The sequence below is a fragment of the uncultured Intestinibacter sp. genome (genome assembly GCF_902468165.1).
Lineage (GTDB): Bacteria > Bacillota > Clostridia > Peptostreptococcales > Peptostreptococcaceae > Intestinibacter.
The window spans coordinates 13,412-33,407 of the sequence record NZ_CABQXJ010000015.1 but is presented as its reverse complement, the minus strand read 5'-3'; the positions used below and the strand labels follow the sequence as shown (position 1 = coordinate 33,407).

18 protein-coding genes and 1 tRNA gene are annotated in these 19,996 nt (G+C 29.8%); 18 read left to right on the top strand and 1 reads right to left on the bottom strand.

Annotated features, from left to right (window positions below; translation table 11 throughout):
• Positions 1 to 21 precede the first annotated feature (21 nt).
• The 6 genes from mobB to RDX53_RS04500 all read left to right on the top strand — a co-directional run bounded on the left by mobB (position 22) and on the right by RDX53_RS04500 (position 4,107).
• A complete protein-coding gene (mobB, locus tag RDX53_RS04525) occupies positions 22 to 552 on the top strand; it encodes a molybdopterin-guanine dinucleotide biosynthesis protein B (RefSeq protein WP_195929525.1) in 531 nt (176 codons plus the stop codon).
• Between the two features lie 11 nt (positions 553 to 563).
• Positions 564 to 1,598, top strand: coding sequence for a molybdopterin-binding protein (locus RDX53_RS04520; RefSeq protein WP_195929526.1), 1,035 nt, complete (start codon positions 564 to 566; stop codon positions 1,596 to 1,598).
• A 1-nt stretch (position 1,599) separates the two neighbouring features.
• The gene (moaC, locus tag RDX53_RS04515; RefSeq protein ID WP_195929527.1) at positions 1,600 to 2,082 is read left to right on the top strand and encodes a cyclic pyranopterin monophosphate synthase MoaC; all 483 of its coding nucleotides are present in this window, start codon (positions 1,600 to 1,602) and stop codon (positions 2,080 to 2,082) included.
• A gap of 63 nt (positions 2,083 to 2,145) precedes the next feature.
• Complete coding sequence (gene moaA, locus RDX53_RS04510) at positions 2,146 to 3,123, top strand: GTP 3',8-cyclase MoaA (protein ID WP_195929528.1); 978 nt, start codon at positions 2,146 to 2,148, stop codon at positions 3,121 to 3,123.
• Positions 3,124 to 3,171: 48 nt separating this feature from the next.
• Complete coding sequence (locus RDX53_RS04505; RefSeq protein WP_195929529.1) at positions 3,172 to 3,603, top strand: MOSC domain-containing protein; 432 nt, start codon at positions 3,172 to 3,174, stop codon at positions 3,601 to 3,603.
• Positions 3,604 to 3,615: 12 nt separating this feature from the next.
• Complete coding sequence (locus RDX53_RS04500; RefSeq protein WP_195929530.1) at positions 3,616 to 4,107, top strand: molybdenum cofactor biosynthesis protein B; 492 nt, start codon at positions 3,616 to 3,618, stop codon at positions 4,105 to 4,107.
• 329 nt (positions 4,108 to 4,436) lie between these two features.
• On the opposite strand, the gene RDX53_RS04495 is transcribed toward RDX53_RS04500, so the two are convergent.
• Positions 4,437 to 4,533 (bottom strand) — tRNA-Sec (locus RDX53_RS04495).
• 172 nt (positions 4,534 to 4,705) lie between these two features.
• Here RDX53_RS04495 and selA point away from each other — a divergent pair.
• The 12 genes from selA (at position 4,706) to RDX53_RS04435 (ending at position 19,843) form a co-directional block, all read left to right on the top strand.
• Entirely contained in the window at positions 4,706 to 6,109 is a 1,404-nt protein-coding gene (gene selA, locus RDX53_RS04490; protein WP_195929531.1) for an L-seryl-tRNA(Sec) selenium transferase, read from the top strand.
• A gap of 23 nt (positions 6,110 to 6,132) precedes the next feature.
• On the top strand, positions 6,133 to 8,016 hold the full coding sequence (gene selB / locus RDX53_RS04485) for a selenocysteine-specific translation elongation factor (protein ID WP_195929532.1): 1,884 nt from the start codon (positions 6,133 to 6,135) through the stop codon (positions 8,014 to 8,016).
• A gap of 30 nt (positions 8,017 to 8,046) precedes the next feature.
• Positions 8,047 to 9,072 carry a selenide, water dikinase SelD gene (selD, locus tag RDX53_RS04480; RefSeq protein ID WP_195929533.1) on the top strand — a complete coding sequence of 342 codons (1,026 nt, stop codon included), beginning with the start codon at positions 8,047 to 8,049 and terminating at the stop codon, positions 9,070 to 9,072.
• Positions 9,073 to 9,117: 45 nt separating this feature from the next.
• Positions 9,118 to 9,747 carry a sulfurtransferase-like selenium metabolism protein YedF gene (yedF, locus tag RDX53_RS04475; protein WP_195929534.1) on the top strand — a complete coding sequence of 210 codons (630 nt, stop codon included), beginning with the start codon at positions 9,118 to 9,120 and terminating at the stop codon, positions 9,745 to 9,747.
• A 176-nt stretch (positions 9,748 to 9,923) separates the two neighbouring features.
• Positions 9,924 to 10,715 carry a formate/nitrite transporter family protein gene (locus RDX53_RS04470; RefSeq protein WP_195929535.1) on the top strand — a complete coding sequence of 264 codons (792 nt, stop codon included), beginning with the start codon at positions 9,924 to 9,926 and terminating at the stop codon, positions 10,713 to 10,715.
• 371 nt (positions 10,716 to 11,086) lie between these two features.
• Entirely contained in the window at positions 11,087 to 12,001 is a 915-nt protein-coding gene (gene murB, locus RDX53_RS04465) for a UDP-N-acetylmuramate dehydrogenase (protein WP_195929536.1), read from the top strand.
• A gap of 1 nt (position 12,002) precedes the next feature.
• Positions 12,003 to 12,725, top strand: a complete 723-nt coding sequence (locus tag RDX53_RS04460) for a PHP domain-containing protein (RefSeq protein ID WP_195929537.1) — start codon at positions 12,003 to 12,005, stop codon at positions 12,723 to 12,725.
• 13 nt (positions 12,726 to 12,738) lie between these two features.
• Positions 12,739 to 13,596, top strand: a complete 858-nt coding sequence (gene rapZ / locus RDX53_RS04455) for an RNase adapter RapZ (RefSeq protein WP_195929538.1) — start codon at positions 12,739 to 12,741, stop codon at positions 13,594 to 13,596.
• Positions 13,597 to 13,609: 13 nt separating this feature from the next.
• Complete coding sequence (gene yvcK / locus RDX53_RS04450; protein WP_195929539.1) at positions 13,610 to 14,707, top strand: gluconeogenesis factor YvcK family protein; 1,098 nt, start codon at positions 13,610 to 13,612, stop codon at positions 14,705 to 14,707.
• Positions 14,708 to 14,781: 74 nt separating this feature from the next.
• Positions 14,782 to 15,207: an NUDIX hydrolase gene (locus tag RDX53_RS04445; protein WP_195929540.1), complete on the top strand. Its 426-nt coding sequence runs from the start codon at positions 14,782 to 14,784 to the stop codon at positions 15,205 to 15,207.
• A gap of 15 nt (positions 15,208 to 15,222) precedes the next feature.
• On the top strand, positions 15,223 to 16,161 hold the full coding sequence (whiA, locus tag RDX53_RS04440; RefSeq protein WP_195929541.1) for a DNA-binding protein WhiA: 939 nt from the start codon (positions 15,223 to 15,225) through the stop codon (positions 16,159 to 16,161).
• A 145-nt stretch (positions 16,162 to 16,306) separates the two neighbouring features.
• Positions 16,307 to 19,843 (top strand): DNA polymerase III subunit alpha, encoded by a 3,537-nt coding sequence (locus tag RDX53_RS04435; RefSeq protein WP_195929542.1) that lies wholly within the window; start codon positions 16,307 to 16,309, stop codon positions 19,841 to 19,843.
• The last annotated feature ends 153 nt before the right edge of the window (positions 19,844 to 19,996 follow it).

Here is a 19,996-nt window from a genome sequence, read left to right as displayed (position 1 = left end):
ATAGGAGAATTTTTTAAGTATATGACAAAAAGAAATAAGTTAAAACAGCAAGTGATTATTGCAATATGTGGGGTTAAGAATTCGGGAAAAACTACATTAATAACAAAATTAATACAAAAGTTTAATAGTTTGGGATATAATGTAGCTACAATAAAACATGATGGTCATGATTTTAATGCGGATATAGAAGGGACTGATTCTTACAAACATAAACAAGCTGGTGCATATGGAACAGCTGTCTTTTCAAGAAATAAGTTTTTAGTAGTTAAGGAACAAAAAGAAACTAACGAACAAGAATTGATAGATTTATTTCCAGAGGCAGATATAATATTTTTAGAAGGATTTAAAAAATCTACTTATCCAAAGATAGAGATAATAAGAAATAATAATTCATATGAATCTGTCTGTAATAAAGAGAATTTAATTGCAATTGCATCAGATATAAACGTTGAAAATAATATAAAAAATTTAGATATAGATAAACCAATAATTAATTTAAATAATATAGAAGAGATTGTTGAAAAAATAATTCAGTATATTGAAGTGAAATAGGAGATGATTTTATGAAATGTGTTAAGACTCAAGACGCGGTAGGGCATGTTCTTTGCCACGATATAACTCAAATTATAAAGGATGTAAAAAAAGGTACAGCTTTTAGAAAAGGACATATAGTAACAGAAGAGGACATTCCTGTTTTACTATCATTAGGAAAAGATAATCTATATATATGGGAAAAGAAAGAAGGTATACTTCACGAAAATGAGGCGGCTGAATATTTAAGAGATATATGTATAAATGAAAATATGAGCCAATCAGAAGTAAAAGAAGGAAAAATAGAAATAATAGCAGAAATAGATGGACTTTTAAAAATCAATGTAGAAAGTTTAAGGGCAGTAAATAGTTTGGGAGAGATGATGATAGCAACTCGACACACAAATACTACTGTTAAAAAAGGTGATAAACTTGCAGGAACAAGAATAATACCACTTCTAATAGAACAAGAGAAGATGGAAAAAGCGAAAGAAGTTGCAGGAAACTCACCAATATTATCATTAATGCCGTTTAAAAAGAAAAAAGTAGGTATAGTTACAACAGGAAATGAAGTTTTTTATGGAAGAATAAAAGATACTTTTGGACCAGTAGTAGCTGAAAAAGTTAAAGAATTTGAGGCAGAGGTAATCGGTCAAACAATCGTAAATGATGACATGGAAAAAATAGCGAAAGCAACAGAATCATTCATAGAGCAAGGTGCAGATATGGTATTATGCACAGGAGGTATGAGTGTAGATCCTGATGATAAGACACCAGGAGCAATAAAAAGCACAGGAGCGAGAATAGTTTCTTATGGAGCTCCAGTACTTCCAGGAGCAATGATGTTACTTGCTTATTATAAAAAAGATGAAAAAGAAATTCCAATCGTAGGATTACCAGGATGTGTAATGTATTCTAAAAGAACAGTATTTGACTTAGTTTTACCAAGACTTATGGCTGATGATATGGTTACAAGCGACGATTTAGCTGGATTAGGATTAGGTGGATTATGCTTAAGTTGTGATATATGCACATTCCCTAACTGTGGATTTGGAAAGGGAGTATAAGATGGCAGAAAAATTAAATCACTTTGATCAACATGGAAATGCAGTTATGGTAGATGTTACAGATAAAAATGTAACAGAAAGAGAAGCTATAGCAACAGGAAAAATATTTGTATGTGATGAAACATATGAAAGAATTATAAATGGAAATATGGCAAAAGGAGATGTCCTTGCAGTTGCTAGAGTGGCTGGAATTATGGCGACTAAAAAAACATCAGAACTAATACCAATGTGTCATCCATTAATGTTAACAAAGGCAAAAGTAGACTTTGAATTTAATGAAGAAGAAAAAAGTATAAGTGCTACATGTCTTGTGAAATTAAGTGGGAAAACAGGGGTAGAAATGGAAGCTCTTACAGGTGTAAATGTTGCACTTTTAACTATTTATGATATGTGTAAAGCTATTGATAAAGGAATGGTTATTTCAGATGTGCATTTAGTAAAAAAATCTGGTGGAAAGAGCGGAGATTTTTACTTTAATGAATAAAAATAGTTACATAAACCAAGAGAAAAATTTACATAATAATATACCTGAAAGTGGGAATGAAATATGTTAGATAAATTAAATAGAAAGATTGATTATCTTAGAATATCTGTAATAGATAGATGTAATTTAAGATGCGTTTACTGTATGCCAGAAGAAGGTTTAGAGAGCATCCCACATGAAGAAATTCTTACTTATGAAGAAATTTTAAGAATTTGTGAAACTGTATCACAATTAGGAATTAAAAAAATTAAAATAACAGGTGGAGAACCTTTAGTCAGAAAAGATATTGTAAATTTAATTAGAGATATAAAAAATCTAGATAAAATAGAGCAAGTAACTTTGACTACTAATGGAATACTGCTTTACGATATGTTGGATGATTTATATGATGCTGGAATTGATGCAATTAATATAAGTTTAGATACTTTGAAAGAAGATAACTTTAAACAAATTACTAGAAGAGATGGGCTTGAAAAAGTACTCATGGCTATAGATAAAGCATATAATTTAGGTATTCGAGTTAAGATAAATTGTCTAGCAATTAGAGATTTTAATATAAATGAACTTGCTGATATCGCAAATTTTGCAAAAGATAGAGAAATCGATGTTAGATTCATAGAATTGATGCCGATTGGATTTGGGAAAAAATATACTCAAATAGACAATGATGAAATACTTTCAATTTTAGAAAGTAATTTTGGAACATTTGAACCAGTAACTGAAAAGAGAGGAAATGGTCCAGCTAAATATTATAAAAATAAAGATATGAAAGGATGTATAGGTTTTATCAGTGCTATAAGTCATGAGTTTTGTGAATCATGCAATAGAATAAGACTTACATCTAATGGATTTTTAAAATTATGTCTTCATTACAATAAAGGAATTGATTTAAAAGCGCCTATAAGAAGTGGAATAAGTGATGAAGATTTAAAAGTATTAATTCATGATACTATATGGAATAAACCATTAAGCCATAAGTTTGGACATACTAACGGAGAAAAAGATATCGAAGTTAAAAATATGGTTCAAATAGGCGGATAGATATTTAAATAATTAAAAATTTGGATAAAAATTAAGGAGAGATTGGCAATGGGAAGAATCGTAAATGTATGTATAAGTGAAAAAAAAGGAACTCAAAAACATCCAATAGACGAAGGGGAATTTATAGTTGAATTTGGACTAAAAGGTGATGCACATGCTGGAAAATGGCATAGACAAGTTAGTTTACTTTCATTTGAAAAAGTAGAAGAATTTAATGCTAGAGGAGCAGGTGTCAAACCAGGTGCTTTCGGAGAAAATTTATTGGTTGAAGGTTGGGACTTAAAAACAATACCAGTAGGAACTAAGTTTAGATGTAATGATGTTTTATTAGAAATAACTCAAATCGGAAAAGAATGTCACCATGGATGTGAAATATTCCAAAAGATGGGCGACTGTATCATGCCTAGAAATGGGATATTTGCAAGAGTATTAGAAGGTGGAAAAATTAAGCCAGGAGATCAAATAGAAATAGTAGAATAGAAGGTGGATAATATGTATAGAGTTGGAATTATAACTGCAAGTGATAAAGGTTCGCGTGGGGAAAGAGTAGACGAAAGTGGCGCTAAAATAAAAGAAATCGTTGGAGAATTCGGATATGAAGTTAAATTCTACAGAGTACTTCCAGATGACAAAGAAGTTTTAGCAGAAGAGATGAAAAATTTATGCGATAACAACGAAGTAGACTTAATTCTTACGACAGGGGGAACAGGATTTTCAAAAAGAGATAACACTCCAGAAGCTACACTATTAATAGCTGAAAAATTGGTGCCAGGAATATCAGAAGCTATAAGAGCTTATAGCATGCAATTTACTAAAAAAGCAATGCTTAGTAGAGCAGTTTCAGTAATAAGAAAATCTACATTAATTATAAATATGCCGGGAAGTCCTAAAGCCGTAAAAGAATGTATGGAATGTTTAATGCCAGCTCTTGAACATGGATTAGATATATTAACTGGTGAGGCTAGCGAATGTGCTAGAAAATAGATGTAATTATTTGAACAGGGGTCCAATATAAATACAGGGTTATATTGGACCTAATTATGGGTTTCAAATCTTTATAAAAATAAAGGGTTTGACGAATATAGAGTTATTTATGTTGATGATAAAATATACAGGCTTGTATTAAATACTTTCCTAAATATAATCCCATAACTGTATGATATTATTTTACATTGAAAATTGCGGTTGTTATAACAACTAAAAAATTGAATTATATTTAAAATATGATAATTTATAGTTATTAAATTTTAGATATATAAAACAAAAAAGTATGCCATTTATATGTATAGATGGCATACTTTTTTGCTTTATAATGGCGGGAAAGGGTGGGAATCGAACCCACCTAAGAGGCTCCTAACCCCTCGTACTAGTTTTGAAGACTAGAGAGAACACCAGAACTCATCCTCCCCCAAGATATATTTTATTGTGATAGTTATATCACTATTTAATAATAACAAGTTATAATTTAAATTTCAACTTTATTTCCATAAAATGTAATAAAATGTGTGGAATTAAGTATTATTATGTAAAATAAGCTATAATTATTATATGAAAAAAGAATATAACTACAGGGGGGATTGGCTTGAATAAGGGGAAGATTTTATCAAAATTGCCTTCAGTTGACAAAGTGCTGTCAAATTATAAAATAGAAGATTTATTAAATAATTATCCGAGACAATTAGTATTAGAATCGATAAGAGAAATAATTGAATTAAAGAGAAAAGAAATTATAAATTTAGATGAAGATAGTTTAAGTTTATTTGATATAAAGGAAGAAACTTTAGTTGATGATATAATCAATTCTACAAAAAATAAATTCCAATTATCTATTAAGAGGGTTATAAATGGAACGGGTATAGTTATACATACTAACCTAGGTCGTTCTAAATTAAGCCCAAAAGTAAAAGAAGAGTTAATTCAAATTGGTTTTGGATATTCAAATTTAGAATACAACTTGTCAAAAGGGAAAAGAGGCTCTAGGTATGACCATCTAGTCGATATAATAAAACAATTAACTGGGGCAGAAGACGTATTAATTGTAAATAATAATGCAGCGGCAGTATTATTAGTTTTAAATACAATGGCAAAGGACGGCGAAGTAGTTGTTTCACGAGGTGAACTTGTTGAAGTTGGAGGCAGTTTTAGAATTTCAAGCATAATGGAAATTGGTAGTGGGAGATTAGTTGAGGTCGGCTCAACTAATAAAACTCATATACAAGATTATAAAGATGCCATAAGTGAAAATACGAAGGCGATAATGAAGGTACATACTAGCAATTATCGTATTTTAGGATTTACTGAATCTGTTGAGATAGATGAATTAAAAAGACAAGAAGAGTTTAAAGATATACCGATTATTGAAGATTTAGGAAGTGGAGTATTTATCGATTTATCTAAATATGGGTTATCATATGAACCTACTGTAATAGATTCTATAAAAAAGGGTGCAGATGTAGTTACATTTAGTGGAGACAAAATGCTAGGCGGACCACAGGCTGGAATTATAGTTGGGAAGAAAAAATATATAGAAAAAATGAAAAAGAATCAATTAACAAGAGCGCTTCGAGTAGATAAAATGACAATAGCAGCTTTAGAAGCTACATTGAGAATATATTTAGATGAAGAAGATGCAATAAAAAGTATACCGACATTGAGGATGATAACTTATAGCATAGAAGAACTAGAAATAAAAGCGACGATACTTTTAAGTAAAATAATAGATTTGAATATAGATGCAGAAGTTGAAAAAGAAAAAGGGATATCTCAAGTTGGAGGTGGTTCCATGCCACTAGAAAGATTAGATACATATGTCATAACAATAAAGCCGAATAAATTTAGTGTATCTTATCTTGAAAAGAGACTTAGAAATAGTGAGTCTCATATAATTGGAAGAATAAACGAAGATAAATATATCTTAGATGTTAGAACGATAGAAAAAGATGAATTTGATTTTATAATAAAAGAATTAAAAGATATTTTTAACTAATAGCTTAGGGGGATATTCTTGATATGAAGAATGTAATTTTGGGAACAGCAGGACATATAGATCACGGAAAAACAACATTAATAAAAGCTTTAACAGGTAGAGAGACAGATAATTTAAAAGAAGAAAAGCAAAGGGGAATATCTATCAATTTAGGATTTACATACTTTGATTTGCCGAGCAAAAAAAGAGTCGGAATAGTAGATGTGCCTGGTCATGAAAAATTTATAAAAAATATGTTGGCAGGTGCATGTGGAATAGATATAGTTTTGCTTGTAGTGGCTGCTGACGAAGGAGTAATGCCTCAAACTGTTGAACATCTAGATATCTTAAACTACTTAGGTGTAAAAAAAGGAATAATAGTTTTGACTAAATGCGATTTAGTAGATGAAGATTTTATCTCTTTAGTAAAAGATGAAGTCAAAGAAAAGACAAAGGGTTTATTTATAGAAAATGCACCGATTGTAGAAGTTGATTCAGTATCAGGAAGAGGATTAGAAGAATTAGTCAAAAAAATTGATGAAATTAGTGAAGATATAGAAGAAAAGAAAATTGATGCACCAGCAAGAATGAGTATAGATAGGGTATTTTCATTAAAAGGTTTCGGAACAATTGTAACAGGAACTTTAATCGAAGGAAAAATATCTATTGATGATGAGATGACGATATATCCTAGTGAAAAAAAGGTAAAGGTAAGAAATTTACAAGTACATGGTTGTGATGTTAAAACTGCATATGCAGGACAAAGAACAGCAATAAATTTATCTAATATAAAAGTTAGTGAAATTCAAAGAGGAGATGTAATTGCTGAGACTGGTTCTGTTGAAGAATCTATGATGATAGATGTAAATATATCATTAGTTGAACATTGCAAAAAGAGTTTAAAACATTGGGATAGAATAAGAGTATTCCATGGTACAAAACAAATATTATGCAGAATTGTTCCATTAAATGAAGATGAAATACCTTATGGAGAAAGTGGATATGCCCAGCTAAGATTAGAAGAAAAAATAGTAGCTAAGAAAGTTGATAGATTTATAATTAGATCTTATTCACCGATGGATACGATTGGTGGAGGTATAATTATTGATACAGCACCCAAAAAACATAAGATATATGACGAAAGTGTTATTGAAACATTAAAAATAAAAGAAAAAGGCGAGCTAAAAGACATAATAGAAGAATATCTAAAATTAAATTTATCAAACTATATTACATTAAAAGATTTAATTAGCTATACTGGAGATAAAGAAGAATATGTTAAAGAGGGGCTTGATGTTTTAATAAAAGAAAATAAAGTAATACCCGTAAATAAATATTATCTACATATAAGTCATTATAATAAACTTAAAGATAAGACGATGGATATTTTAAATAAGTATCATAAACAGTATAGACTTAGAAAGGGAATTTTGAAGGAAGAACTTAGGTCTAGGGTTGATAGTAAACTTAAAGTAAAAGATATGGACATCATCTTAAATAAAATGGCTGAAGATAAACAGATAAAAGTAAGGGACAACTTAGTTTCAAATTATGAATTTGAAGTTGTATTTAATCAAAAACAATTATCCATAAAGAAAGAAATTGAAAATATAACTAGAAAAAATAAACTAAGCTGTTTAGTTACAAAAGATGAAATATGTAATAAAAATAAGTTTTATGAAGAAGTTTTGGAAGCATTAATAGGCGATACAATTCAGAAACTAGACGATACATACTATGTTGATAAAGATATATATGAAAATATGAAAAATGAGTTGATAAACTATCTGAAACAAAATAATCAAATAACAGTAGCTCAATTTAGGGATATTACAAATTCAAATAGAAAAACATCAATAGCTATACTAGAACATTTCGATAGAAATAGAATAACAAAAAGAATAGACGATAAAAGAGTTTTATATTAATAAACTTTATCATGAAAAGAGGTTGTGCTTATGAGTAAAAAAGATATAGTTTTTTGTAAAGGTGGAGGGTGTACTGCTAAATTAGGGCCAGGAATTTTAAGTCGTGTTTTAGAAAGAATACCGAAAAAATATGATGAAAATTTACTGATAGGATTTGAAAGTAGTGATGATGCATCTGTATATAAATTAACGGATGATATTGCAATGGTTCAAACTTTAGATTTCTTTCCGCCTATGGTAGACGACCCATATACGTTTGGGAAAATAGCCGCAGCAAATGCATTAAGTGATATATATGCTATGGGTGGTGAAGTTAAAACGGCTTTAAATATAGTTTGTTTTCCAGAACAGATGGATTTAAATATATTGGGTGATATAATTCAAGGTGGTAGTGAAAAAGTAGAAGAAGCTGGAGGAGTTTTATCTGGCGGACATTCTATAATGGACCAAGATGTAAAATACGGCTTATCTGTAACAGGAATTATAAATCCAAATAAAATATATCAAAATAATGGGTGCAAAGTAGGAGATAAATTAATTCTAACTAAACCTTTAGGTGTTGGAATAATTTCAACAGCAAACAGAGTTGGTGAAGCTAGCAAGGAAGCTATGGATAAGGCTATAGAATCTATGTGCACATTAAATAAATATGCAGCAGAGATTATTAAAAAATATGATGTGCATGCATGCACAGATGTTACAGGATTTAGTCTTTTAGGACATTTAAACGAAATGGTTGCAGGAGATTGTTCAGCAATTATAGATAGCACAAAAGTACCATATATCAAAGAAGCTAGACAGTATGCAGATGAGTTTTTACTAACTGCAGCAGCACAAAGAAATCGAAACTTCCTTCAAGATAAAGTTTTATTTAATATATATGATTTTGCAATGGAAGAGATATTATTTGACCCACAAACATCAGGAGGGTTATTAATAGCTGTAAATCCTGAAGATGTAGAGGAAATAATGAAAGAATTAGAAACTTTAAGCTTACCATGTGGTGTTATTGGAGAAGTTGTAAATCAAAAACAACATAAAATAATAGTAGAGTAGATAATAAATTAAAATATATACAATGTAATTTTAGGAGGAATAACAATGAAAGAAATAAAAGTTGATGCAATGGGTGATCAATGCCCAATTCCAGTTATAAAAACAAAAAAGGCATTAGGTGAAATAAAAGAGACTACTTTAGTAGAAGTGCATGTAGATAATGAAATAGCAGTTCAAAATTTAAGTAAGATGGCAAAACAAAAAAATCTAGAATATACATGCGAAAAAATAGAGGACCAACATTACATAATTAAAATAAAAGCAGAGCTACAAAATAGCGAAACTGAACAAACAAAGGTTGAAGAAGAAACAAAAGAAGTTTGCTATCCAGATAAAAAGACTAATACAGTTGTAGTATTGAGTAGCAATAAGATGGGAGAAGGAAGCGAAGAATTAGGTCAAATTTTGATGAAAGGATTTATATATGCTTTAACTGAATTAGATGAGCTTCCAAGTACAATATTACTTTATAATTCAGGAGTTAAATTATCGACAGAAGGCTCTAACTCTATAAATGATTTAAAAACATTGCAAGCACAAGGTGTAGAAATATTAAGCTGTGGAACTTGCTTAAACTACTATGAATTAACAGAAAAACTAGAAGTAGGTGAAGTGACAAATATGTACTTTATACTAGAAAAAATGTCACAAGCCGACAAAATAATAAGACCATAATAGTTTTGTATAAAGTTGAATTAAATATAGAATTTGATTAGAAAAAATATTATCAATAATTTAATAAATATAATGTATACATTCGCCAAAACAGCTTTTTCTAAAAAAAATGGTGCTATAATTAACTTGTAATACGAAGATATTTTCTTAATACTTAACAAAAGGGGTGTATCTGTATGGAAAAGAGATTTTTAGCACCAAAAGAAATAGCCAATGCAATGGTTAACGTTGGTGTAGGAAAAGCAAACCTACCAGTTGGTTCAATGTTTTTACTAGGAATCTTGGCAGGAGCATTTATAGGATTTGGTGGATTAGGAAATACTGTAGCAAGTCAAACATTTGCTAATATTGACCCAGGTGTTGCAAAACTTATTGGGGCAGCAGTCTTCCCTGTTGGACTTATGTTAGTTGTTATATGTGGAGCAGAATTATTCACAGGAAACAACTTAATGACATTAGCTCTAATGAATAATAAAATTACAGGCGGTCAAATGGTTAAGAACTGGTGTGTTGTTTGGGTAGGAAACTTAGTTGGTTCTATAGCATTAGCACTTATAGTATTTTATGGTGATGTTCTAACTGGAGACGCTGCAACAAAAGCTATTGCAATAGCTGAAGGGAAAGCAGGTCTAGATATAATGACAATGATACTTAGAGGTATACTATGTAATATCCTTGTTGTTTTAGCTGTATGGATGGCAACAAGTGCACAAGATATTATATCTAAGATATTTTCATGCTGGTTCCCAATCATGTTATTCGTATTATGTGGATTTGAACATAGCGTGGCAAATATGTACTTTATACCAATAGGTATGTTATTGGGCGCTGATATTTCAATAGGAGCATGTGCAACTAATTTAATTTGTGTAACAATAGGAAACTTAATCGGTGGAGCTTTAATTATACCGGTTATATACTACTTTACATATTTAGCTGCAGATAAAAAGAAAGCTTCTAATGTATAAGATTTAAATATATAAGGGAAATTAAAAGATATCGTCAAGGATTTAATCTTTGGCGATATTTTTACGTCAAAATACAAAAAAAGTTAAAAATGGTAAGTAATTATTAAATAAATTAAATTCACCTTAAATAAAAATTGAATATGTGGTAAAATCTTTTTATAACTAGAATTATGTTTTTTTGAGATACACTTTTATTTATAGAAACATATATTAAACCATAATAAAATAATTAAACAGACTTAAAAATACAAAAATGAATATAGAAATAAAAAAACAATTTAGATAAGAACGTAAATATAAGAATAAAGAAGGAAGGAGTCTGTCAAATACTTATTTATATTAAAGTGAGGTTTGGCAATAAATATTTAAATATGAATAAAGAATTAGTTTATAATGACTTAGTAAAAATAGTTGATGCGGAAAATGTAAAAATGGATGAGCCTATGAAAAAACACATCTCTTTTAGAGTAGGTGGACCAGCTGATATATTAGTTAGGCCGACAACAGAAGAACAATTAGCTGAGGTATTAAAATATATAAATGAAAATGAACTTCCATACTTAATAATAGGAAATGGATCAAACCTATTAATAAAAGATGGTGGAATAAGAGGTATAGTAATAGAATTTGGAGATAACTTCAACAACTATGAAATAGAAGGAAATACAATAAAAGCACAAGCAGGAGCTTTATTATCTGTATTAGGAAAAGCAGCACTTAGAGAAAGTTTAACTGGATTTGAATGTATATCAGGAATTCCAGGTACACTTGGTGGTGGGTTAGCAATGAATGCAGGTGCTTATGACGGAGAAATAAAATCAGTTGTAAAATCTGTTAGAGTAATGAATCCACAAGGTGAAATATCTGAATTCACAAATGAAGAAATGGAGTTTGCTTATAGAAGAAGTAGACTTACTAACTCTGATTATATAGTTTTATCAGCAGAACTTGAGCTTAAAAAAGGTGACTATGACGAAATAAAAGCGTATATGGCTGATTTAACAAATAGAAGAGTAACTAAACAACCATTAAATTTACCAAGTGCGGGAAGTACTTTTAAAAGACCAGAAGGGTACTTTGCAGCAAAATTAATAGATGATTGTGGGCTAAGAGGCTTAACATTAAGAGGAGCACAAGTTTCTGAAAAACATTGTGGATTTGTTGTTAACAAAGGTGAAGCAACAGCAAAAGATATATTAGATTTAATGTACATTGTAAAAAGTACCGTTTTAAATAAATTTGGTGTAATGTTAGAAGAAGAAGTCAAAATACTTGGAGAGGATTAATATGGAAATATTAGCTGATTATCATACTCACACTGTATATAGTCATGGAAAAGGAACTATAGAAGACAATGTGAAAGTAGCAATATCTAAGGGGATAAAGACAATCGGTATTTCAGACCATGGGTATAAAAATATTGCCTATGGTGTGAAAATCGATGATTTTAAAAAAATGAGAGAAGAAGTAGATATTTTGAATGAAAAGTATAAAGACCAAATAAAAATACTTTTAGGTGTTGAATGCAATATATTAGATAATAAGGGAAATATAGATTTAACAGAAAATATTGCTCAATATTTCGATTATGTAATGGCAGGATATCATTTTGGATCTGTTCCAACATCTTTTAAGGGGATGGTCAATATGTGTCAAAATTACTTCTTTAAAAGTAAAAGTGAAAAAGCCAAAGAATATAATACTGAGGCAATTGTAAATACTATAAAAAATAACGATATATTTGCAATTACTCACCCTGGAGATAAAGGGGGAATTTATATAGAAGAAGTGGCTAAAGTGGCAGAAAATACTAATACTAGACTAGAAATAAATAGTAGCCATGAGTTTTTAAATGTAGAACAATTACAAAAAATAAAGGATTATAATCTTAAATTTGTTATAGGTTCTGATGCGCATATACCACAAAATGTAGGTAACTTTAAATTAGCATTAGAAACTGTAAATAAATCAGGATTAGATAAATCGTTAATCGAAAACATTATAGTTTAAGGAGGGGTCTTTAATGAAATTTGTAATAGTAACTGGATTATCAGGATCAGGCAAGAGTGAAGTAATGAAAGTCTTTGAAGATATGGATTATTATTGTGTAGATAATCTACCTCCAACATTAATAGTAAATTTTGCTGAAATATGTTATCAAGCAGGGTCAATGGTAGATAAGGTTGCACTAGGTATAGATATAAGAGGAATGAAATTTTTTGAAGACTTACACGAAAGTTTAAGAACATTAAAAAAAGAAAATTATCCTTTTGAAATCCTATTCTTAGACTGTGATGATGATACTCTTCTAAAGAGATATAAGATGACTAGAAGAAATCATCCATTAGCATTAAATAGACAAATACCAGAAGGCATAAAAATTGAAAGAAAGATTTTAAATCCATTAAAAGAAATTGCAAATTATATAGTAGATACTACTAATATGAAGCCTAAAGATTTAAAAGAAGAAATATTAAAAATATATTCAACTGGAGAGAAGCAAACAAATCTTACAATATCTGTACTTTCATTTGGATTTAAACATGGTATCCCTAAAGATTCAGATTTAGTATTTGACGTTAGGTTTTTACCAAATCCATACTACTTAGACAGTCTTAGAGATAAGACAGGGGAAGACCAAGAAGTTAGGGATTATGTTATGAATTCTGATATTAGTAGAGAATTTTATGCAAAGCTTACAGATATGATAGACTTTTTAATACCACAATATGTAGAAGAAGGAAAACACCATTTAGTTATTAGTATTGGCTGCACTGGAGGAAGACATAGATCTGTAACTATAGCTAATCTTATTGCTGATGAAATACAAAGCAATGGCTATAGGGTTGTTAAAAAACATAGAGATTTTATGTTAAAATAGTGCGGAGGTTATTATGGAAATATTTGGTATAGTTTTTGGGATAATGGGTATAGTATGTTTTGGCATAGCTATATATTTATTTATCCAAATGAAAAATGAAAGGATAAGATACTTAGAGTTAAAAAATAAAGAACAAAAAGGCCCTAATGTAGTAGTTATCGGTGGGGGAACTGGCCAATCAATTTTTCTAAGAGGATTAAAACATCATACAGAAAATATAACAGCGATAGTTACTGTTGCTGATGATGGAGGAGGATCAGGCGTTCTTAGATCTGATTTAGGAATGTTACCACCGGGAGATATCCGAAATTGTATTATGGCACTTGCAAATATAGAACCAACTATGAATGAAGTTATGCAATATAGGTTTGAAGATGGAGCATTAAAAGGTCAAAGTTTTGGAAACCTATTTTTAGCTGCTATGAATGGTCTATATGGTAATTTTGAGACAGCAGTTTACAAAATAGGCCAAGTTTTTGCAATAACAGGAAGAGTTTTACCAGTTACACTTGAAAATGTAGATTTAAGTGCAAAATTGGAAAATGGTCAAATTGTAAAGGGAGAATCAACAATACCAAAAGAAGTTAGAAAACAAAAATGTAAAATAGATAAAATTTCTTTAATACCAGAAAATTGCAGACCGCTAGATGAAGTAATAAGCTCTATACATGGAGCAGATATAATTGTAATGGGACCAGGAAGTTTATACACAAGTGTAATACCAAACTTACTAGTTCCAGGAGTAATTGAAGCTATCAAAAAATCAAATGCTAAGAAAGTATATATACCTAATGTTATGACACAACCAGGAGAAACAGAGGGATATAATGTATTAGATCATGTCCAAGCGATAATTAAACATACTGAACCAGGATTAATTGATTGCATTGTAACTAATAATGAAAAGATATCAGAATCTGTAGCTAGAAGATACAACGATGACGGTTCAACACAAGTTTTATTAGACAATGAGCAAAGATTAAAATTGAAATGTATGGGAATTAAGGCTGTGGAATCGAATTTAATAGAAGTAAAAGATAACTATATTAGGCATAATGCTGATGAAATTTCTAGTATAATTATTAAACTGGCTCTAGGTCATGATATGTAACAGTGAATAAAAAAGGATTTTATATCTTTATGAAGAAATTCTTATTATTATGTTGAATTAAGGAGTGAAAATCTATGAGAGAAGAGATTAGCGCCGGGGGTGTAGTCTTATTTGGGAATGCAATTCTTCTACTTAGAAAATTTAACGGAGATTGGGTGTTACCTAAAGGAAGGGTAGAGGAAGGTGAACAAAGAAAAGACGCGGCTCTAAGAGAGGTACTAGAAGAGACAGGAGTAAAAGCCGAAATTTTAAAATATTTAGGAGAAATCCATTACACATATAAAGAGAATTGGGATGAAAACAAGGCTGTCCATAAAACCGTTTTTTGGTATCTAATGAAATCGAAGGATATGGAGACAATTCCTTTAAAAGAAGAAGGTTTTGTGGATGCTAAATTCATACATTTAGATAGAGTGGTTGATTTAGCAAGGTATAATGATGAAAGAGAAATAATAAAGGTTGCACTAGAAGAAATAAAAAAAAGGAATAAAAAAAGCTAGAATTAGGTGATAGAAATGTCTTTTTCAAGTGAGACAAAGAATGAATTAGCTAGAGTTAAAGATATCGATGTAAATGATAAATTATCAGAACTATCAGCTATAGTTAGAATGGCTGGGACTATACAATTTGCGGGATTAAGAAAAATAAATGTAAAGATAACAACAGAGTTAAATTCAATTGCAAGAAGAGTATTTAAACTACTTAAAAAAGAATTTAATATAGAAACTACAATTTCTGTAAATAAAAATCAAATGCTAAAAAGAAATAACAGTTATGTTTTGATGGTTAAAAGTGAAAATGGGGCGGAAAGACTTCTTAAAAAGTTGGCAATACTAGAAGATAGAGATGGTTTCTTTCCGACAAACAACATACCACAAGAAGTATTTGATGATGAAGTTCTAAAAAGGGCTTATCTTAGAGGTGCCTTTTTAGGTGGAGGTTCTATAAGTGACCCCGAAAAAAATTATCATATGGAATTTGTAACTAATAACGAGGATTACGCAAATTCTCTTAGGGATTTAATAAACTCTGAAGGATTAAACGCAAAAATAGTTGCTAGAAAAAATAGTTTTGTTGTTTATTTAAAAGAAAGTGAACAAATTTCTGATTTATTAAGTATGATAGGGGCGTATCAAGCACTACTTAGTCTACAAAGTACTAAAATAGTAAAAGAAATGAGAAATAACGTAAATCGTATTGTAAATTGTGAAACTGCAAACTTATCAAAAACTGTAAATGCAGCAGTTCGACAAGTAGAAAATATAAAATTAATCCAAAGTAAAATAGGAATTAGTAGTTTACCAGAAAATTTACAAGAGATAGCGCTCTTAAGAGTAGAAAATGAAGATATGTCACTGAAGGAACTAGGGGAGATGTTAAATCCGCCTATAAGTAAATCAGGTGTTAATCATCGATTAAAGAAAATAGAGCAAATTGCTAATGATTTAAAATAGAGAACAAGGGGAATTTTACATAAATTCCCCTTGTTTGTTTTTAAAAAATATATTAATTTATACAGATAGGAAATGGGTATAAATTAATAAAAAATACGATTATATTAGATATTTATATACAAAGTTTATATTAGGAGGTGGAGATATGTCAGGCGAATTTGCGCACCTACATGTGCATACAGAATATAGTTTGCTAGATGGTTTTTCAAGAGTTAAGAAACTTATAAAAAGAACTAAAGAATTAGGTATGAAATCTGTCGCTATAACTGACCATGGAAATATGTTTGGTGTTATAGATTTCTACAAAGAGGCAAAAAAAGCTGGTATAAAACCAGTAATAGGATGTGAGCTATACACTGCACAACGTAGTTTAAAAGACAAGGACCCCAATTTTGATAAAAGGTACGGACATTTAATTTTATTAGCTGAAAATATGACTGGATACCAAAACTTAATAAAACTAGTTTCTATATCATATGTAGACGGGTTTTACTATAAGCCAAGGGTAGACATAGAAGCTTTAAGAGAGCACAGTGAAGGAATTATATGTTTATCGGCTTGTTTAGCAGGAGATGTTTCAAATGCATTAATGAACAGAAATTATGAAAAGGCAAAAGAAATTGCTTTAACATATAACGAAATTTTTGGACAAGGGAACTTCTTCTTAGAATTACAAGATCACAATCTTCCAGAACAAAAAGAAGTAAATGCATCATTAGTAAAATTATCTAAAGAGTTAAATATACCATTAGTAGCCACAAATGATGTTCATTATGTCGATAAAGAGGATTCAAAGGCACATGATGTTTTACTATGTATACAAATGGGTAAAACATTAAATGACCCAGCAAGAATGAGATTTGGAACTCAAGAGTTTTATCTAAAATCAAGAGAAGAAATGGAAGAATTATTCCCATATGCACTAGAAGCTTTAGATAATACTGAAAAAATTGCACAAAGATGTAATGTAGAGTTTGATTTTAATACAATACACTTACCAAATTATGAAGTTCCAGAAGGATATACAACTTCAAGTTATCTTGAAGAATTATGTTACAAAGGGTTACATGAAAGATATGAAAATCCAAGTCAAGAAATTATAGATAGATTAGAATATGAATTAGGTGTTATTAATAAAATGGGATACGTAGAGTATTTCTTAATAACATGGGATTTTATAAATTTTGCAAAAGAAAACGGAATAATGGTAGGGCCTGGACGTGGTAGTGCTGCAGGTTCAATAGTTGCATATACACTTAAAATAACAGATATAGACCCAATAAAATATAACTTACTGTTTGAAAGATTCTTAAATCCAGAGCGTATATCAATGCCCGATATAGATATAGATTTCTGCTATGAAAGAAGAGAAGAAGTTATAGATTATGTTAAGCGAAAATATGGGGCAGACCATGTTGCACAAATAATTACATTTGGTACAATGGGTGCAAAATTAGCTATAAGAGACGTCGGTAGGGTGTTAGATATACCATATAATAAAGTCGATAAAATAGCAAAAGAAATACCAAATGCATTAGGAATGACTATAGATAAAGCTCTTGAAACAAACCCTAACTTAAAGGCAATGTATGAACAAGACCAAGAGACAAAAACTATAATAAATATTTCTAAAGAGTTAGAGGGAATGCTTAGACATGCTTCTACACATGCGGCAGGTGTCGTTATATCTAAAAATCCGATTGATGAATATGTACCATTATACAAACATCAAGACGCAATAAGTACCCAGTTTACAATGACAACTTTAGAAGAATTAGGACTTCTAAAAATGGACTTCTTAGGACTTAGAACATTAACAGTTATAAGAGATGCGTTAGACTTAATTGAAAAAAATCACGGTGTAAAAATAGATTTTTCTAAGATGGATTATGATGATCCAAAAGTATTTGAACTTCTTTCAACAGGAAATACTTTAGGTGTGTTCCAAATGGAAAGTGCCGGTATGAGATCATTTATGAAACAATTAAAACCAAGTAATTTTGAGGATATAGTAGCCGGTATATCATTATACAGACCAGGTCCAATGGATTCTATTCCAACTTACTTAGAATATAAGCATAATCCAGAAAAAATAACATATATGCACGAGAAGTTAAAACCAATAATGGAAGTAACATATGGTTGTTTAATATACCAAGAACAGGTTATGGAAGTTGTTAGGGAGCTTGGTGGATATAGCTATGGACGAAGCGACTTAGTTAGAAGAGCTATGGGTAAAAAGAAAATGGATGTAATGGAAGAAGAAAGACAATATTTTATCCATGGAAAAACAGATGAAAATGGAAATGTAGAGATAGCAGGATGCGTTAGAAATGGTGTAGACGAACAAACTGCAAATAAAATTTTCGACGATATGATTGACTTCGCCAAATACGCATTTAATAAATCACATGCTGCGGCATATGGTGTTATAGCGTATGAAACAGCTTATTTAAAAGCATATTATCCAGTAGAATTTATGGCAGCATTAATCACAAGTGTAATGGGTAATACAGATAAAGTTGTTGAGTATATTAGAGAATGTAATGCATTAAATATAAAAGTTTTAAAACCAGACATAAATAAAAGTTTCGCAAAATTCTCAGTTGAAGATAACAATATAAGATTTGGACTTGCAGCAGTAAAAAACGTAGGTGTAAATATAATAAACAATATTGTTATTGAAAGAGAAACAAATGGAACATTTACTGATTTTATGAACTTAATAAAAAGATTAGATAGTAAAGATATAAATAAAAGAGTAATTGAAAGTCTAATTAAATGTGGCGGATTTGATGGAATGGGATACAATAGAGCCAGTTTAATGATGGGATATGAAAAAGTATTGGAAAGTGTATCTTTAGAAAGAAAGAAAAATGTTAAAGGGCAAATTTCTTTATTTGATGGATTCGACGGATTTGGACAAACTGAAGAAATAGATAAATTTGAAAATGAAATTACTTCTATTCCAAATATACAAGAATTTGAAGAAAGAGAAAAATTAGCTTTAGAAAAAGAAGTTTTAGGAATGTATGTTAGTGGGCATCCACTTTCAGAATATGAAAAAGAACTAGAAACAAGAACATCAATTAATACTAAAAAATTAAACGAATTAAAAGAAGACCTGGATAAATATTTATCTATGGACCAACAAAATGCAATAATTGGTGGAATGATTTCTAATAAAAGAATACAAACTACTAAAAGAAATGAAATAATGGCTTTCTTAGAAATTGAAGATTTATATGGAACTATGGAGGTAATTGTCTTTCCTAGAACCTTACAACAATATAATACTATTGTAAATGAAGAGAATATAGTTTATATTAAAGGTAGATTAAGTATACAAGAAGAGGAGAATGCTAAAATAATAGCTCAAGAAATAAAAGATATAAATGATAAAACTCCTTTTGTAGAAAATCAAAAAAAGGTATATAATAAACAAGTAAATAATATAGAGGAAAGTTTATTTCTAAAGATAGAAGATATAAATGATAAAGAAAACCTACAAAAAATAGAAAATATTTTAAAACTTTATCCCGGTAGAGATGAAGTATTCTTATGTACTACTGTGCCAAAGAAAAAATACAAATGGAATGGAAATGTTACAATTTCCAATGTTTTAATTGAAAATTTAAAGCAAATATTAAATGAAACTTGTATTAAAATTGTATCACAGTAATAAAATAATATAAAATACCCAAAAATATAATACGATATAGCTAAATTTTTTCCAAAAATATGGTATAATATCGTAGTATATGAATTGGGTAAGTTTTTTTAATTGACATGGGATAAATAATACGTATAGGGACTAAAAATGTCCCTTGGGAAA

What these genes read in the sequence shown, in the direction of transcription:
- selD (WP_195929533.1), top strand. Translation starts at nt 8,047, where the DNA reads ATGAGTAAAAAAGATATAGTTTTTTGTAAAGGTGGAGGGTGTACTGCT.
- moaA (WP_195929528.1), top strand. Translation starts at nt 2,146, where the DNA reads ATGTTAGATAAATTAAATAGAAAGATTGATTATCTTAGAATATCTGTA.
- whiA (WP_195929541.1), top strand. Translation starts at nt 15,223, where the DNA reads ATGTCTTTTTCAAGTGAGACAAAGAATGAATTAGCTAGAGTTAAAGAT.
- yedF (WP_195929534.1), top strand. Translation starts at nt 9,118, where the DNA reads ATGAAAGAAATAAAAGTTGATGCAATGGGTGATCAATGCCCAATTCCA.
- rapZ (WP_195929538.1), top strand. Translation starts at nt 12,739, where the DNA reads ATGAAATTTGTAATAGTAACTGGATTATCAGGATCAGGCAAGAGTGAA.
- RDX53_RS04445 (WP_195929540.1), top strand. Translation starts at nt 14,782, where the DNA reads ATGAGAGAAGAGATTAGCGCCGGGGGTGTAGTCTTATTTGGGAATGCA.
- RDX53_RS04460 (WP_195929537.1), top strand. Translation starts at nt 12,003, where the DNA reads ATGGAAATATTAGCTGATTATCATACTCACACTGTATATAGTCATGGA.
- RDX53_RS04505 (WP_195929529.1), top strand. Translation starts at nt 3,172, where the DNA reads ATGGGAAGAATCGTAAATGTATGTATAAGTGAAAAAAAAGGAACTCAA.
- RDX53_RS04470 (WP_195929535.1), top strand. Translation starts at nt 9,924, where the DNA reads ATGGAAAAGAGATTTTTAGCACCAAAAGAAATAGCCAATGCAATGGTT.
- mobB (WP_195929525.1), top strand. Translation starts at nt 22, where the DNA reads ATGACAAAAAGAAATAAGTTAAAACAGCAAGTGATTATTGCAATATGT.
- RDX53_RS04500 (WP_195929530.1), top strand. Translation starts at nt 3,616, where the DNA reads ATGTATAGAGTTGGAATTATAACTGCAAGTGATAAAGGTTCGCGTGGG.
- murB (WP_195929536.1), top strand. Translation starts at nt 11,087, where the DNA reads ATGAATAAAGAATTAGTTTATAATGACTTAGTAAAAATAGTTGATGCG.
- moaC (WP_195929527.1), top strand. Translation starts at nt 1,600, where the DNA reads ATGGCAGAAAAATTAAATCACTTTGATCAACATGGAAATGCAGTTATG.
- RDX53_RS04435 (WP_195929542.1), top strand. Translation starts at nt 16,307, where the DNA reads ATGTCAGGCGAATTTGCGCACCTACATGTGCATACAGAATATAGTTTG.
- RDX53_RS04520 (WP_195929526.1), top strand. Translation starts at nt 564, where the DNA reads ATGAAATGTGTTAAGACTCAAGACGCGGTAGGGCATGTTCTTTGCCAC.
- selB (WP_195929532.1), top strand. Translation starts at nt 6,133, where the DNA reads ATGAAGAATGTAATTTTGGGAACAGCAGGACATATAGATCACGGAAAA.
- yvcK (WP_195929539.1), top strand. Translation starts at nt 13,610, where the DNA reads ATGGAAATATTTGGTATAGTTTTTGGGATAATGGGTATAGTATGTTTT.